This is a genomic window from Singulisphaera sp. GP187 (assembly GCF_900129635.1).
GTDB lineage: Bacteria > Planctomycetota > Planctomycetia > Isosphaerales > Isosphaeraceae > Singulisphaera.
Window position 1 is genome coordinate 173,443 of record NZ_FSRB01000002.1, and the last position, 17,388, is coordinate 190,830.

Sequence of the window (17,388 nt, forward strand, 5' to 3'; positions counted from 1 at the left end):
AAGCATTCACCAAGCCTTCTAATAGGGGTGGCCGTTCTCGGGAAGTTTGCCGGCCCCGATTGGGCCGCGAAAACGCAAAAACCAAGACAAAGATTCCATAAAAGCCGAAGGATAAGGGGGCGTTCGAGACGCTTGGCCAGGCGACCCTCACGAGAGTGCGACTCGTAAGCATGCGGCACCTTGACAAGCTGGTTCTCCGCCCCCGAGTCCTCACCCAATTCAAGAATGCTTGAGGCGGCCTGCGTCAAGCTCGCCCCCGAATACCGGAGCGACCGGCCCCTCTCCTCTCCAGACCTGACTGACCGGGCTCACAAACGGCGGTCCGCCTCGAAGGAATTGCGAGTTCATGAACCCGATCGTCTTCGCCATGAGGCGGCCCTTGACCGTGATGGTGGCGGTCGTCGCCGTCGCCTTGGGGAGCGGGCTCGCCGTCATGCGGATGCCCATCGACATCTTCCCGAACCTGAATCTGCCCGTGGTCTACGTCTGCCAGCCCTATGGCGGTATGGACCCCGCCCAGATGGAGGGGCTCCTCACCAACTATTACGAATATCATTTTCTCTATATCGGCGGCATCCACCACGTCGAGTCGAAGAACATCCAGGGCATGGCCCTGATGAAACTCTATTTCCACCCGGGCACAAACATGGCCCAGGCGATGGCCGAGACAATCGGCTACGTGACGCGGTCGCGGGCGTTCATGCCCCCCGGCACCGTCTCCCCGTTCATCACCCGGTTCGACGCGGGGAGCGTGCCCGTCGGCTACCTCGTGCTCTCCAGCGCGACGAAGAGTATCGGCGAAATTCAGGACCAGGCCTTGTTCAAGGTCCGGCCGATGTTCGCCAGTCTTCCCGGCGTCTCGGCCCCGCCACCGTTCGGCGGCAGCCAGCGGACCGTCGTCGTCCGGGTCGACCCCGACCGGCTCCGCTCGTACAAGATGTCGCCCGACGAGGTGATCAAGGCACTCACGGCCGGGAACGCGATCAGCCCGTCGGGGAACCTCCGGATCGGCGACGAAATGCCCATCGTCCCGGTCAACTCGCTCGTCAAGCAGGTGGATGACCTCAAAACGATCCCGATCCGCCCCGGCGTGTCCCCGACCGTCTACCTCCGCGACGTGGCGACCGTGCAGGACTCGTCCGATATCCCGACCGGCTATGCACTCGTCAACGGCCGCCGCGCTGTTTATATTCTCGTAACGAAACGCGCTGATGCCTCAACAATTTCGGTTGTGAACAACGTCAAGGCCGCGATCCCGGCGATGCAGGCGGTCCTCCCCGACGACATCAAGGTCAGCTTCGAGTTCGACCAGTCGCCGACCGTCACGAACGCGATGACGAGCCTGGCCACCGAGGGGGGGCTCGGGGCGATTTTGACGGGCCTCATGGTGCTCGTCTTCCTGCGCGACTGGCGGAGCGTCATCGTCGTCGTCCTGAATATCCCGTTTGCACTCTGCGGAGCGATTGTCGCGCTCTGGCTGACCGGCCAGACCGTGAACTTGATGACGCTCGGCGGGCTCGCCCTGGCGATCGGGATCCTGGTCGACGAGGCAACCGTCGAGATCGAGAATATCCACGCCAAGATGGAGCAGACCGAGAACATCGCGCGGGCGGTCCGTCAGGGCAACCTCGACACGGCCGTCCCGCGGCTGCTCGCGATGCTCTGCATCCTCGCCGTCTTCATTCCGTCGTTCTTCATGCAAGGCGCGGCCCAGGCCCTGTTCGTCCCGCTCTCGCTGGCCGTCGGCTTCGCGATGGTCGCGTCGTACTTGCTCTCGAGCACCTTCGTTCCCGTGCTCTCGGTCTGGCTGCTCAAGCACCAACGGCGGCCCGAGGGACAAGCCTCAAGGCGTTCGTTCTTCGACCGGTTCCGCGATGGCTACGGCCGAGCCCTCAGGCCACTCGTGCGAATTCGTTGGCTTGTGGTTCCGGGCTATCTCGCGGCGGCCGGGCTAATCACCTACGGGGTCGGCCGGCAACTCGGCCTGGAGATTTTCCCGAGAGTCGACGCCGGCCGGTTCCAACTCCGAATCAAGGCGCCTGCCGGGACGCGGATCGAGAAGACCGAGACGATCGCCAAAGCGGCGCTGGAAGCGGTGCGAACCGACGTCGGCGACAAGGGGGTGGCGATCTCCGTCGGCTACGTCGGCCTCATCCCGTCGAGCTACCCGATCAACGCCATCTACCAGTGGACCGCCGGGCCCGAGGAGGCCCTGTTGAGGGTCGCCCTGCACCACGAGGCCGGCGTTGACGTCGAGGCCCTCAAGCGGCGGCTCCGCGATCGGTTGACACGCGAGATGCCGACCGTGCAGTTCTCGTTCGAGCCGGCCGACATCGTGAGCGACGTCATGAGCTTCGGCTCACCGACCCCCATCGAGGTTGCGATCAACGGCCCTAACTATGCGGATGACCGGGCGTTTGCGGCGAAGGTCCGAGACGAGCTCGCCAAGGTCCCCTCGCTCCGCGACCTCCAGTATGTCCAGGCCCTCGACTACCCGACCGTGAGTGTGGAGATCGACCGTGAGCGTGCCGGGCTGAGCGGGGTCACGGCCGAGGAGATCTCGCGCTCGCTCGTCACCGCCACCTCGTCGAGCCGCTTCCTCGTGCCCAACTACTGGCCCGACCCGAAGACCGGCATCGGCTATCAGGTGCAGGTGGAAATCCCGATCGCCATCATGGACTCCATGAAGCAAGTGGAGACCATCCCGATCCCGCGCCCGGGCGGGCCCTCGCTCCTGCTCCGCGACGTGGCCAAGGTCCAACGCGGGTCGATGCCGGGCGAATATGATCGCTACAACATGAAACGATCGATCAGCCTTACCGCGAACATCGTCGGCGAAGACCTCGGCAGGGCCGCGCGACGCGTTGCCGAAGCCATCGAACGGGCGGGGACTCCGCCCAAGGGGGTGAACGTCGAGATCCGCGGCCAGGTGGTTCCGATGCGTGAGATGCTCACCGGACTCTCGGTCGGACTCGCCATGTCCATCGTGGTGATCCTGCTGCTGCTGACCGCGAACTTCCAGTCGGTCCGGCTCGCCCTGGTCACCGTCTCGACGGCCCCCGCCGTGGTCGCCGGCGTCGTCGTCGCGTTGTGGCTCACGGGGACCACCATCAACATCGAGTCGTTCATGGGCGCGATCATGGCCATGGGCGTGGCGGTCGCGAACGCGATCCTCCTCGTCACGTTCGCCGAGCGGCACCGCCGTGAGGACGCCACAAAGGCGACCGACGCGGCCGTCCTCGGCGCCCAAGGGCGGCTGCGGCCGATCCTCATGACAAGCTGTGCGATGACCGCCGGAATGTTGCCCATGGCCCTCGGCTGGGGCGAAGGGGGCGAGCAGACCGCCCCCTTGGGCCGAGCCGTGATCGGCGGCCTCGTCGCCGCAACCATCGCCACCCTCCTCTTTCTCCCGGCTGTCTTCGCGCTCGTGCAAGCCTGGACCGGCCGCAACTCCGCGTCGTTGGATCCGGACGACCCGGAAAGCCCTTATTTTGACGAGCCGGAGGAACGCACTCTCACGGCCGCGGCCAATGGGAACGCCCGCGAATCTCACGAGGCCGAGTTTCACTCATGAGCAAAAAATCTTCACTAATTTCAAAACATATTCGCACATTGACCAAGCCGTCGCGATCTAGCCTCGCGACGCTCAGCTTGCTCGCGTTATTCCTTGCAGGTTGCGGCGAGTCGACCGCCAAGGCACCCGCGCACGCGGTGTCGGCCGCTGCTCCACCCATCGCCCGAGTCACGACGGTCACTCCCGAGCGGATGACCATCCGGCGGATCAGCGAGCAACCGGGCCAGATCGAGGCGGCCGAAGTCACGGCCATGTACGCGAAGCTCGCCGGTTATCTGGAGACCGTCTCGGCGGACATCGGGGACCGGGTCAAGAAGGGGCAGGTGATGGCCGAGCTCCGGGTGCCCGAAGTCGAGGCAGACCTCAAGCAGAAACGCGCACTGATTGATCAGGCCCAGGCCGAAAAGAGGCAGGCCGAGGCCACCGTCAGCGTCGCGCTGGCGCGGGTCCTCAGCGCCGAGGCGAAGGTCAGCGAGACCAAGGCAGGGATCCGAAGAGCCGAGGCCGACGTGGCCCGCTGGCAGGCGGAGTTTACGCGCGTGCAGCAGCTCGCCCACGAGCGGGCGCTTACGGGGAGCCTCGTGGACGAGACCCGGAGCAAGGTTGGCGCCGCCGAGGCGAGCCGCGACGAGGTCCAGGCCCAGGTCAAATCCAATGAGGCCCTCGTCGCCGAGGCGAAGGCCGAGCTCGACAAGACCCGCTCGGATGTCCTGGCGGCCGCCGCGCACGTCGAGGTCGCTCGCTTTGAGGCTGAGCGTGCCGCGGCCATGGCGAGTTATCAAAAGATCGAAGCCCCCTACGACGGCATTGTCACCCGCCAGAATGCCGATACCGGCCAGTTGACCACGCCGGGAACCACGGGCGAGCCACTGTTCGTCGTGGCCCGATCCGGCGTCGTCACCGTCTCCGTCGGGGTTCCCGAGACCGACGCCCCGTTCGTGAATGTCGGGGACCCCGCTCACGTTCGCCTCCTCGCACTCAACGACCGGACGTTCGACGGCAAGGTCACGCGAACCGCCTGGGCCCTCGAGCCGGCGACGCGCACCCTGCTCACCGAGATCGACCTTCCGGCCTCTGACGATGCGCTTCGACCCGGACTCTACGCCTATGTGACGGTGGTCGCGGAGGAGCACGAGAACGCCCTGACCCTGCCGGCGACCGCGATCGTCAAGGACGGCGGCAAAACCTTCTGCGTCACGGTCGCGGACGGGAGGGCGAAGCGGACCGAGATCAAGCTCGGGCTCACCGAAGGGAAGCGAACGGAAGTCGTCTCGGGCCTCCGCGAAGGCGAGCGAGTCGTCGAGGCCAACGCCGGCTCGCTGACCGACGGACAAGCCGTCGAGGCGAACGAGCCGCAAGCCGACACCGCGAAACCGAAGACCTGATCACGAAGCTCGGTTCAAGAAGGTCGTTCAAGACGAGCTCGAGCCCATTTCTTAACAACGGCCCGATCCAGGGCTAGGAAGCCTCTCGCGACTCGTTCCCACGGTCCCCCGTGGGAATGAAGTCTGGGACGCTGAGCGTCCTCGGCTTTCGCGGGCCAGACGACGCGGAGCGTCGGGGACGGCATTCCCACGGAGGACCGTGGGAACGAGGGGGATTCCTCGCTCTCTGGCGGGTCGTTGCTTCTTAAACCGTGCCTAACCCGCAAATTCAGACCCGCCTCTCTCCTCCTCGACGCAATCCGCTGATGCGGAACAACCCGCAAACACGAATAGAGGAGTAAGCATCGGTATCGCACGGCCAAGGAGGGCCCGATGAACCGCACGATCTCGACCAGGAAAATCAGGCTCATCGGATCGGCGGTTGTGTTGCTCATGCTCGGAGCAGCCGAGGCAAGGGCCGACGCCCCGAGCCGGCCGGCTGCCGATTCCCTTCCCCAGGCGCTACCCGACGCGCGTCGGCCCGAGCACACGGCGATCGCGATGCCCCCCGGGTCCGCGCTCGGGTCTCCGCTCGTGCCCGGGCAGGTGATCCAGCCGATCGACCTCCCGAGTGCGCTCCGGCTCGCGGGGGCCAATGACCTCGACATCGCCATCGCCCGCGAACGGGTCGCGCTCGCCATCGCCGAGTTACAGCAGGCGCAAGTCCAGTGGCTCCCGAGTCTCTACATCGGCCCGAACTGGATTCGGCACGACGGTCAGGCCCAGGTCGTCGAGGGGCAGGTCCGCACCATCAGCAAGAGCTCGCTCTTCCTCGGCGCGACCGCCGCGGCCGGTTCGAGTGTCAGCGGCCCGGTCCCCGCCGGCGGCCCCGCGCAGGTTTCCGGCCTGACCTCGATCCTCCGGTTCTCGGACGCCCTGTTCGAACCGCTCGCCGCCAAGCAAGTCGTCGGCGCCCGCCGCGCGGGGATTCAGGCGGCCACCAACGACGCCCTGCTCGGCGTCGCCGAAGCCTACATGGACGCACAACTCGCGGCCGGCCGGCTCGCGATCGCACGCGAGGCCGCAACCAACGCCGAGACCCTGTCGAACCTCACCGCGTCGTACGCGCGAACCGGGGCCGGGCTCGACGCCGACTATCGCCGGAGCCTCGCCGAGCGGAACCGTCAGCGCAAGAACGTCGAAGTCGCCGTGGGCGAAATCGAGCTGGCGTCGACCGAGCTCATCCGCCGCACCCGGCTCGATCCCAGGCTCGTCGTCGCCCCCGTCGAACCGCCGGAAACGATTCTCCGCCTCGTGCCCGAAAGCTGTTCGATTGATGACTTGATCACCACCGCACTCCGCAGCCGCCCCGAGCTGGCCGAGGTTCAGGCCCTCGTCCAGGCGACCTTGATCCGGCTCAAGCAGGCGAAGCTCAGGCCGTTCATCCCGAGCCTCGCCTTCCGCTATTCCGGCGGCGGGTTCGGCGGCGGAGCCAACAGTTTCTTCGGCGACTTCAACAGCCGTAGTGATGCCGACGTGAACCTCTATTGGGAACTCCAGAACCTGGGCTTTGCCGACCGGGCCATCGCCAAGCAAAGGGCCGCGCAGCAACGGACGGCGAACCTCGAGCTCCTGAAACTCCAGGACCGGATCGCCGCCGAGGTTGTCCGGGCCGAGAAGGAGCGGATCGCCTCCTCCCGGCAGATGGAAGAAGCCGGTCGAGCGCTCCCCGAGGCCCAGGAGTCGCTGGCGCTGAACCTTACCAATATCCGCCGCGGGGCCGGTCTCCCAGGCGCCTCCCGGCCAATTGAAGTGCTTCAGCCTGTCCAGGCCCTTGCCCAGGCCCGGGCCGACTACCTCGACGCCATCCTCGCCCAGAACCGGGCCCAGTTCCGGCTCTACCGAGCCCTGGGCCGCCCGCCGAGCTTTGACTCGGTCCCGCCCGCCTCTGTCCCTCGCTCCCCAACGGCTTCACGTCACGAACCGGGCTAAGAAATGGTCCTGGGCCACGACCCAGCGCCCGGTTGCGGGGGTTCACCGCAAGCCGGCATCTGATGCACAGCCTGTTCCTCAAGGAATGAGTCATCCCAATCGGAGAGTTTCGTCGGCAAATGACCACGAACGACATTCCCTGATTTGTGCTCAGGTGTCAATCAAGTTGCAAATTTGACACTTCAAAGGCTCATTCGCAAAATTTTACAGACGCCAATTCGGTGCGATCTACGAAGGAACTCACAGGATGACAAATGATGCAGTCATCCATAAAGTCGCGGAATGATTCCCGGTGAGGAGCTTCACAAGCATGGCACCTATGTCGATCGCTGTCAGGAAATTCGGCTCGCGTCACGCGAACCGGTCCCAAAAACCGGTTCGCCGCCAACGGACGATCGGGATCCTTGAACAGTGCGAGAATCGAACCCTCTTGACAACCGCGTTCGGCGTGACCACAGCCTCAGTGCTCATCCAGTTCGACCCGGCCACGGCCTCCGTCGTCAGCGCAAAGCAAATCACCAACATCGGTGCCGGCGAAACGATCCAGGGGATCGATTTCCGGCCGGCGACCCGTCAGCTCTACGCGCTCACCACGGATGCGAACCAGACGGGTCGGCTCTACACCATTAATACGACCTCGGCGATCGCCGGGCTCGAATCGACGATTAATGTACCCGTGACGGGAACCCACTTCGGCCTCGACTTTAATCCGGTCTCCGACCGCCTCCGGGTGGTCAGCGACTCCGATCTCAACCTGCGGATCGACGTCGCCACGGGTAATGCAACCACCGATGGCACACTCGCTTACAACGCAGGTGACCCGTCGGCCGGCCAGGACCCGAATGTGGTCGGATCGGCTTATACCAATAACTTCACGGGCACCACCGTGACGACGCTCTACCAGATCGATTTGAACCTCGACATCGTCGCGATCCAGAGTCCGCCGAACGACGGCACGCTGGCGACCGTGGGCGGGCTCGGCGTGGACGCGACGTCAGTGGTCGGCTTCGACGTTCTGACCACGGGAGAGAAGGCGAGTCCCACCAACCAGGCGATCGCCGCGTTGCAGGTCGGCGGAACCACCGGGTTGTACACGGTGAACCTGACAACGGGCGCGGCCACTCTCATCGGCCCGTACAGCGATGTAATGGTGGGCGAGCTCATCGGATTCGCCATCGAGCCCGCCAATCAGGCCATGGTGAATTCGCCCAACGCGTTCGGTATCGACGCCACCAACAACAATCTGATCCGGTTCAACACGCAAACGCCCGGAACGTTCTTGAGCAGCAAGCCGATCCTGGGGCTTCAACCGGGAGAGACGATCCTCGGGCTGGATGTCCAGCCGACGACCGGCGTGCTCTTCGGCCTGGGAAGCAAGAGCCGACTCTACACGATTGACCCGGGAACCGGGGTTGCCACCGCGGTCCAAGATCGCTTCGTGGTTTTTCCCCTGAGCCTGGGCGCCTCAACCATCCCCAATGGCATGCCATTCTCGCCAGCCCTGGATGGAACCGCGTTCGCGTTCAACTTCGATCCGACCGGCGGCAGCATCCGGGTCCTCAGCAACACGGGCCAGAATCTCGTGATCAGCCCGTTTTTCGGGTCTGCAACCGCGGTGGACGGACCACTCGCTTACGGGCCGGGTGACCCGAATTTCGGACAGATTCCCGGCGTCGGCGGCGCAGCGTACGTCAACAGCATCGGTGCCAACGCGTCCACAACCCTATACGTCATTGATTCTACGCACGACGTTCTTGCAATCCAGAACTCGGCGAATGGCGGCGGGCTGGCGACCGTCGGGCCGCTCGGCATTGATGTTTCGGCGGTCGTCGGGTTCGATATCCGCTCGATCAGCGGCCAGAACTTCGGTTATGCGACGCTTGCCGTCGGAGGCACCACCAGCCTCTACCGGATCAATTTGACCACGGGGGCCGCGACCTTGATCGCGCCGGTCGGCGTGCCGGTCAGCGCGTTGGCGATCGCCCCTGAAGGCTTCAGCTCGACGATCGTGATGTCGGTCGAAGGTCCGGTTGCAACCCTCACCAGCAGCGATTCCAACGACACCCTGGTGATCGACCAGACGGGTGGCCTGCTCCGGCACAACCAGTATGACCTCGGCGTGGCTGGATACAACAGCCCGTTCGACTTCGACACGAGCCTCCCCGGCGATCAGACTCTGAGCTCCACCGACCGCTCCGTCTCGGTGATCATCAACGGGGGTGGCGGCAATGACAAAATCAATCTCGGGAGTCTCTCCACCCCGCTCAGCAGCCTGGCCACGTCGTTCACGATCAACCTTGAAGACGGAGTCAGCAATCAACTGACACTCGACGACCGGGCCGACAATTTCGGTCGAAACATCGGCATCGGCCCCGTGCTCGCCTCGGGATCCGGGACCACGTCGCTGATCACGGGACTTGGCGCCCCCTTGAGGTTCATCAAAAAAGGCTATACTCCAACGACTCTGCACATCAACGGAGGATTGGGTAACGATCTGTTTCAGATCGCCGAGTCCTACGGTCTCTCCGCATTCCGAACGGTCCTCGACGGGGGAGGCGGTTTCGATACGCTGGCCGCCGACGCCCAGGGGGCATCGGTGCAGACAAGGCTGACCGGCCTCACCTTCCTTCCCTTCCAGACCTACAGCGTGCTCTTGGACTACGCGAACATCGAGCAGGTTAACGTGGTGAACGCGCGGGGCCGTGGCATCTACTCGCTGTCCCCTCCCCAGGTTGCGGTATCCGCCCTGGCGGGAACCGAGTTCACGAACCAGATCGTCGCTCAATTCAAGGATTTCATTCTCGGGGCCAAGGCCGCCGACTACCAGGTGACGATCCAGTGGGGCGATGGAACGTCCTCCCCCGGACTCGTTGTCCAAGACACGACCGACCCCACCCATTTCTCCGTCTACGGGAGCCATCGCTATTCGGCCTCAGGCCGATTCACCGTCACCTCGACAATCGTCGACACCGGCGGAAGCTCCACAATCAGCGGACAGCCGCGTGGGATCTTTTATGACGACATGCCTCGGCCGGTCTTCGACGCCGCCAGCACGAGTGTCGCCTGGCCTCCCGTCACGGTCACGACGACCTACCTGCCGGAAGATCCCGTCAGCACGACAACCCAGATCCTGGTGCTCGACCCGCCGATCGCGGTGGCCGGTCGACTCGACTCCGCCAGCGACACCGGCGCTTCCAATCAGGACGGCATCACCAACGACAACACGCCCACGTTCACCGGGACTTCGTCACCCGGGGCCCTGATCCAGATCTTCAACGGCACCGATCCGGCCACCCGCCAACCGATCGCCTCGGCCGTCGCCGACGCCCATGGTAACTGGCAGGCGACCGTCCTCAATCCGCTCGCGGACGGGCTCTATCAGAGCCTCGTGGTCGAAGCGGTCTCCGCCAATGGCCGGTCACATGCGACCAGTTCATTGGCCAGTCTCACGATCGACACGGTGGCCCCCACCGTGACGAATCTCGAGTTCCGCCGGATCAACGGACAGATCAACATCACGTTCCAGGACGACCGGAGCGGGCTCAATCAAGCCGGGATCACCAACCAGGCCAACTACGTCCTTGCCGGGATCGGCCCGGTGGCGGTCCGCAACCAACGGCTCCCGATCACACGAGCCACGACGACGCCACAGGGAAACCCAACCCATGCTCAAGTCGTGAATCTGGCGATCAATAACGGCCGACGACTCCGCGCCGGACGGTACACCTTCACCGCAAACGCCAGCGGAATCACCGACCTGGCCGGCAACGCGCTCAATGGCGAGTTCACCGGACGATTCCCGTCGGGCAACGCCCAGCCCGGCGGCAACTTCGTGGCCGGCCTTCGACCAATCCGAAGGATCGTCGCCGTCTCCGACGGAACCGGCGCAGCGACTCAAGCTGGCCACCGCCAGGCAGCCCTCAAGAAAAACGCCGGTAACGCCCATCCGGCCGGCCCGAACCAGCAGGTGGCCCACCTCGAAAATCGCCCGCACACCGCCGCCTCGTTCAAGGCCCAGGGGCGAAAAGTCGGACGATAACTGAGCGGAACCTCACGCTCGACGCCCCACGCGGATTTTACGCCGCTGAAGTCAGCATACCCTACGACGTAAGCCTTCGTTTCCAACCTGGGATTGCCACCCGCGATCAGCGCGGGCGGCAATCCCATTCTGACTCCCGCAAACATGAATCCTCGCCCGGCGCACAAGACCGTCACCTCCCTTGCGATCCAGACCCCAAGATTTCCCGCAAATGAAGTCCGAGTCTCTCGACACACGAATCCGGCGGGTGCGAATGCTCCAAGTGCAACGTGACTGATTCAGTTCGGATGTACAAGTCGCTGCCATTTCAATCACGAAATTTCCGAATTTTAAAGACACGATACGACTTTCCAATTAAGCTCATCATAAATAAGACTGTAGCAAGGATACCGGGATCTCATTCCCACGCTCTGCGTGGGAATGCCGTCCGCGACGCTCCGCGTCGTCTTCCCCGGCGGGTGGGGCCGCCAAGCGGCCAGAAGGGCATTCCCATGCCGAGCGTGGGAACGAGTTTCTCCCGCGAATTTCGGCCTCCGGGGCAGACAGACGGACCGGTTTCCTTGCGACAGGCTCTCATAAATGATTGGTCTACAAAAATTCCGCAATCGAGCCAAATCCCAAGGGAGGTTCACAACATGTCCCCCCTGTTGTGCGCGGGGCGAAAGTTCGTCCCACGAAACGCTCGCCAGCCCCGGAAGTCAGTGCGTCATCCTTGGCCGATCGACAGCCTGGAACTGTGCGAGACTCGAACCCTCCTCACGACCCTGTTCGGCGTGCCTACTGTCTCGGCGCTCATCGTCCCCCTCGACTCGTCCACTCCCGTGACGTCAAATGGACCGGGACCGGGACCGGGATCGGGGTCCGACTCCAGCTCAACCGTGGTCGGTTCGACCGCGACGTTGACGGCAAGCGTCCAGGGCGGCCCACTCGTGATCGACCAGGCCGGGGGCCTGCTTCGCCATAACCAGTTTGACCTGGGGGCGCCCGGCTACCACAGCGCGTTCGACTTTGACTCGACCCGCCTGGGCGATCAGACGTTGAGTTCCACGGATGGCGCTGTCTCGGTGATTATCAACGCAAGTTCAGGCGATGATCAAATCATTCTCGGCAGTGCATCGGCACCGCTCAGCAAGCTCGCCGCCGCGTTCACAATCCATGGCCGCGGGGGGAGCGATCACCTGATCCTCGATGATCGTGTCGACACGAGCGCCCGAACCATCACGGTCTCACCGCACCAAGTCACCGGCCTGGGCGGCACCGTTTCGTTCAGCCATGCTTACGACAGCGGCTTGGACCTTCAAGTGTTTGCCGGCATGGCTGACGACACCTTATTTTTAGTCCAGTCCTTCGATTTCAACGACGTCCCCACAAGTCTCGACGGCGGTGGTGGTGTCGACACGCTGAATGCCGACGCCCAGGGGACCGAGACCTCCGTGTCCGCGACGCAAATCAAGTTTGAACTCATACCGACCCCTGAACTTCAAGCGTTCATTAACCTGAATCACTTCGAGCAGGTCAACGTCGCGAATAATCGGGGCTATCCCATCGTTCCGACGACCCCGCTTCCGCCGCTCAACGCCTTCGCGGGCCACCCGTTCGTTGACGCGGTCGTGGCCCGATTCGAGGAGCGCGATCCAGGAGCCAAGGCAGCCGACTATCGGGTGACGATCCAATGGGGCGACGGAACATCGGCCGCCGGAGTCGTCCTCCAGGATGCGAACACCCCAAGGCTCTTTTCCGTGCTCGGGAGCCATCGCTACTCGGCCGCGGGCCAATTCACCGTCGCGACGACGATCGTCGACACGGGCGGTCACTCCGCTTCCACCTTCAGTGCCTGAGGTTTCACCGTCACGAATCACGGCCTGGCCGAGGCGACAAGCGCCCTCGCCCCCCTCATGGTAGACACGGTGGGCCCCACCGTGACCAATCTCGAGTTCCGTCGACTCCGCAGACAGATCAACATTTCCTTCCAGGACGACCGGAGCGGACTCGATCCCGCGCGTGTCATCGACCGAGCGAGCTACAGCTTCACCGGCCGCAACCGACTCTTCCCGATCACAGGCATCACGACGACACCTCAATTCCCATCAACGCACGCTCAAGTTTCAATTTCCATCACCAACAACGGCCGACGACTTCGAGCCGGTCGGTTCAGGTTCACCGCACGCTCGGGCGGAATCGAGGATCTCGCCGGCAACGCGCTCGATGGTGAGTTCACCGGACGATTCCCGTCGGGCAACGCCCAGCCCGGCGGCCACTTTGTGGCGGGACTTCAACCTCCTCGGAGGATTGTCGCAGTCTCTCTCCACTCGCCGCGGCTCCTTCGGGCGTCACTCTTTGGGGTTGAGCATCAGCCGATCATCCGTTGAAATCGATCCGGTCAGAACGCTGATTCCGAGATCGATGCTCCCGAAGTAGGTGCCCAGGATGACGTCTTCCCGTACGGACACACCGCTTTACGATGAGATTGGCGCCGCCTATGCGGCCATCGTAGATACCGCGCCCTACAACGCACTCTACGAGCGGCCGGCGATGCTCGCTCTGCTGCCTCCGGTTCAAGGGCGTGACGTGCTCGATGCCGGCTGTGGGTCGGGTTGGTACAGCGAGCAACTCCTCGCCCGCGGCGCTCGCGTGACCGCGATGGATGCGAGTTCCACCATCGCGGCCTACACCCAGGCGCGGGTGAAAGACCGGGCGGCCGTTCATGTGGCCGACCTCGCGGATCCGTTGGTATTCGCGGCCGATTCCCAGTTCGACCTGATCGTGGCGCCGCTGGTGCTGCACTACCTGCGCACCTGGGCGCCCACGTTCCGGGAGTTCCATCGCGTGCTCCGCCCCGGCGGGCACCTCGTCTTCTCGACGCATCACCCGAGCTCCGAGGCCGAGCGGCTCGGGATCACAACGTCCTACTTCGAGACCGAGCCGGTCGAGGAAACGTGGGATGACGTGGGCCAGGTCCGGTTCTACCGGCGGCCGCTCTCCGCCATTTTTGAAGCCCTCGCCGCCGCCAACTTTCTCACCGAGCAAGTCGTCGAGCCCCGCCCCTCGGCCGCCTTGCGCACCGCGAACCCCGCAGCCTACGAGCGGTTGCTCAAACGCGCGGCCTTCCTGCTCGTGCGTGCGCGGTCGGGCCCTGCTTGAGAAAAGAGGTCGAGGTCAACCTGATCGATCCACAGACAAGACTGCAAGACCATCATTTCTCAAACCGAGCTTTCTTGAACCGAGCTTCTCAAGCCGCAGAGGCCAGGCACTTCAACGGGGGAGGTTTAGAGGGGCCACAGTGACTAGGAACTTCAGCGAAAGAGTTTTGTTTGGCGTAAGGGTCGATGAGGATAGGCTTGTCGTTGCCCAAGGCCCTGTTCTGAGAACAGACCCTCCCCCTCGTTCGACTCGATGCCGGTGGGAGCGACACGCGCGGCTCGGGCTTCTGGAATCGGAAACGAAGGGGCGGCGAGAGTCGCCGGCGTTCAAGCGTGGTCCTCAAGAGACGGTCGCCGGGGCGGGCGGGACGATCGAGGGGGGGGCATCACCGGGGTCAGCGCGTGGCTGTATGGATCGCCGGGCGCGGCGGGGGTGCGAACCAGAGCGTGGGGAATCGGCGCGATGGCGTGGGACGGCCGCGGAGACGGCCCAGACGCGAGGCGGGGCGAGGTCGGTGAAGCACTTCGAGGGTCTCAAGCCAGCCCGAGCCGTCCAGGCCGATCCGGGCGAAGATCGATGCAGCATCGGCCGCGAGGCTCGCCTTGCCGTCGCGGGCAACTCGACTGGCGGCGTCGACGAGTCGCAGATAGCACGACAGCGTGAGGCCGGACATCAGGCCCACGCGTCCCGGCTCGGACTCGCGCCGGTCGTTCACCGGAGCCAGCCAGAGTCCCTCCTCCTGGGCCGGGTCGTCCGTCCGGGTCGACAGATCGTCGCGGAGCGTCGCCGATCTGTCCTGACTTCGGGCATGGTCAAGCCGCTCACGGAGCGAGGTGTGTTCCGAATCCTCGGGCGTCTCGGCGGCGCCGGCGGCGACCGGGTTCAGATCGATGTAGGCGGCAACAGCCAACAGCGCCTCATCGTCGTGGACGGCGACGCTGCGAAACCGGCCCTCCCAGAACGCACCGGTGCAACCGTCCTCACGATTGGCGAGCCGGGCCAGCGGCTCTTTCAGGCATTTCATGAACCAGCCCAGGTCTCCCAGCCGAGCTCGAGCCTGGTCGATCCAGGATGCATCGGCGGCAAACCGACGGACGCGTTCCTCGGCCACGGCTAACGCCTGCCCCTCGATGTCACGGAGTGGGAACAAGGTCAACCACCGCCGTGCGACCTCCTGGTCGGACCACGATCGGACCCGCGCCGAGTCAAGACGCAAGAGCAAGTGGAGGTGATTGTCCATTACCGCAAACCCACCGCAGTGGATCGCGAAGATCTCGACCAACTCGCGCAGTCGCGTGACGATCCAGGCTTTGCGATGGGCATGGTCGCCCCCGCAGAGCCGCGCCCGGCGGACACACCGCGAGATGCAATGATACCATGGCGTGACGGCTTCGTCGACGAGCTGCGAGCGTGGCGTGGACATGATTGCGGCCTCCTCATTTCAGGGGAATCTACGAGGCCAGTCGTCTTTTGTCCACCATGTTAATGAAAATCAACACCAAATGATCCAATGGATATTCCAGGTTCCCTGCTCTACCCTCTTTAGGTGCCTGGCCAACGATTCCCAATGGATATTCCAGGTTCCCTGCTCTACCCTCTTTAGGTGCCTGGCCAACGATTCCGTCCTAACATGCCAATAGATTAATGACTTCCATGAGGAACTTCTCACTCCAGCCGCTTGGATCGGCGATCCTCAATATTTCCGAAGCCTCTCCTGGGCCGCAACCAGCGACGTTTGGCTATGGGTTCAACGACCGCCGAAGCTCGTGGACGGTGGCGATGATCTGCTCCTCGATGCGTTCGCTCCATCGCGTGGGGTGGGTTCCCCACTTCATGGCTTCGCCCGCTTCATAGCCCCCTTCCTTCCAGACGCGCAGGCTCGGGATGTAGGTCATGACGTCGTTCGAGTAGCCGGAGACCCAGACGATCGGATCCTTGATCTCCTGTTTCAGCCGCAACGCGTAGTCGACCACCACCTCGCCGCCCAAGGTGACCCAGGTGAGCTGATCGCCAAGGCGCGTGACCTGCACGGGGTACGGGTAGTCGGTCGGGAGCGACCCGGTTTCGTTCAGACGGCTCAGGACCCGAGTGGCGTGGTCCGCGTCCAGCTTGGTGCCCGACTTGGTTTGCGCCTCGAGCTGCTCACGGGTGGGGAGCGTGTCATAGGCGAGCGGAATCTCGCGATAGGCCGCGCGGATCTTGCCGCTCAGCGGCTTGAACGAGGTTGTCAGGGCCGCTTCGACGGCGGTGGCGAGCGAACGGCCGTGGGCCTGGGCCAGTTCCATCGTGTTCCTGGGATACGGATTCTGATCGCCGCCGCACCCGTTCATGAACATAGAAATGACCCCAGGATGCGCCTCCTGGAGATACTGCTGGGCGTAGCCCGCATAGTCACCGCTGAACCTCTGGTGTCCCAGGGTGGTGCAGTGGCAACTGTATCCAAAAATGAAGGCGAGTTCTTTGCCCCCGGCATTATTGGCCGTTGCCACGCGGAGCACGGGGACGGAGAGATCGACCGGGCCTTCGGGATTGGGGGCGTTGTTATATCCCCCTTTGCCGTTGGGCCTCCGCCGGTTCATGGCAAAGCCGCAACGGGCATGGCAATAGTCGAGTTTCGCGGGCTCTAGCTTGGCCTTGGCTTCGCCGATCAGGCGGACGAGCGTGCTCTGAAGCTTGTTCGTATAAGCGGCGGCCGCGTCGTAGTACTTGGCGGGATCGGCCGTGGCGAAGCTGCGCTCGGTCCGCAATTCCGGGCCGCTGTGCGTGTGGGACGCATTCAGCACGAGGCGTTCGGGCGCGATGCCATGCTGCTTCTCCACTTGCTCGGCGACGAACAGCCGGACGTTGCGCGGGATACCGATGAGGTCCAAGGTGACGAGCGCCCACGGCGTACCGGCCTGGTCCTCAATAACCAACGCCTTCGCATACAAGTCGAGCTCCACCCCTTCCGCGGGCTTGGTCCGCGCCGCATAGCCCGCCATCCACATCTCGGTGTCCGGCGTGATCTTGGCACTCGCAGCGCCGGCTTTCCAGGAGGGAGGAGCCGCCCCTTGGGCCTGGACCGACGAACCCACGGGCATCGCGGCCAGGGTGGCCGCGAGAAGCGGAAGCCAGAGGCGGGGATGACTCAATGGCACAGGTAGCTCACAGTCTTGAGCAAGTGACGATTCAACGGGTTGAAATACGGGCGGGACCTTGGGGGTGGACGGCAAGCGGGGAGTGCGAGTTCTCTGAGCTCGGGTCCGCTCGCTTGCGAGACCTCGGAAGACAGGGAACGG

Annotated in this window: 9 protein-coding genes; 7 read left to right on the plus strand and 2 right to left on the minus strand. The window is 64.0% G+C overall.

What is annotated here, in order from left to right:
- Nucleotides 1-346: 346 nt before the first annotated feature.
- The 7 genes from BUS42_RS25210 (at nt 347) to BUS42_RS25240 (ending at nt 14,110) form a co-directional block, all read left to right on the plus strand.
- The gene (locus tag BUS42_RS25210; RefSeq protein WP_074311657.1) at nt 347-3,574 is read left to right on the plus strand and encodes an efflux RND transporter permease subunit; all 3,228 of its coding nucleotides are present in this window, start codon (nt 347-349) and stop codon (nt 3,572-3,574) included.
- Complete coding sequence (locus tag BUS42_RS25215; RefSeq protein WP_083670623.1) at nt 3,571-4,959, plus strand: efflux RND transporter periplasmic adaptor subunit; 1,389 nt, start codon at nt 3,571-3,573, stop codon at nt 4,957-4,959. The genes BUS42_RS25210 and BUS42_RS25215 overlap by 4 nt, the downstream gene beginning before the upstream one ends.
- A 372-nt stretch (nt 4,960-5,331) precedes the next feature.
- Complete coding sequence (locus tag BUS42_RS25220; protein WP_074311661.1) at nt 5,332-6,930, plus strand: TolC family protein; 1,599 nt, start codon at nt 5,332-5,334, stop codon at nt 6,928-6,930.
- A 310-nt stretch (nt 6,931-7,240) separates the two neighbouring features.
- Nucleotides 7,241-10,969, plus strand: coding sequence for a DUF4394 domain-containing protein (locus BUS42_RS25225; protein WP_074311663.1), 3,729 nt, complete (start codon nt 7,241-7,243; stop codon nt 10,967-10,969).
- 635 nt (nt 10,970-11,604) lie between these two features.
- Nucleotides 11,605-12,807, plus strand: coding sequence for a hypothetical protein (locus tag BUS42_RS25230; protein ID WP_074311665.1), 1,203 nt, complete (start codon nt 11,605-11,607; stop codon nt 12,805-12,807).
- An 81-nt stretch (nt 12,808-12,888) separates the two neighbouring features.
- The gene (locus tag BUS42_RS25235) at nt 12,889-13,338 is read left to right on the plus strand and encodes a hypothetical protein (RefSeq protein WP_143206500.1); all 450 of its coding nucleotides are present in this window, start codon (nt 12,889-12,891) and stop codon (nt 13,336-13,338) included.
- A gap of 58 nt (nt 13,339-13,396) precedes the next feature.
- Nucleotides 13,397-14,110 (plus strand): class I SAM-dependent methyltransferase, encoded by a 714-nt coding sequence (locus BUS42_RS25240; RefSeq protein ID WP_074311669.1) that lies wholly within the window; start codon nt 13,397-13,399, stop codon nt 14,108-14,110.
- Nucleotides 14,111-14,504: 394 nt separating this feature from the next.
- On the opposite strand, the gene BUS42_RS25245 is transcribed toward BUS42_RS25240, so the two are convergent.
- Both BUS42_RS25245 and BUS42_RS25250 read right to left on the minus strand, forming a co-directional pair.
- Nucleotides 14,505-15,533, minus strand: coding sequence for a transposase (locus BUS42_RS25245; RefSeq protein ID WP_074311671.1), 1,029 nt, complete (start codon nt 15,531-15,533; stop codon nt 14,505-14,507).
- Nucleotides 15,534-15,849: 316 nt separating this feature from the next.
- Complete coding sequence (locus BUS42_RS25250; RefSeq protein WP_216821084.1) at nt 15,850-17,241, minus strand: neutral/alkaline non-lysosomal ceramidase N-terminal domain-containing protein; 1,392 nt, start codon at nt 17,239-17,241, stop codon at nt 15,850-15,852.
- Nucleotides 17,242-17,388: the final 147 nt, after the last annotated feature.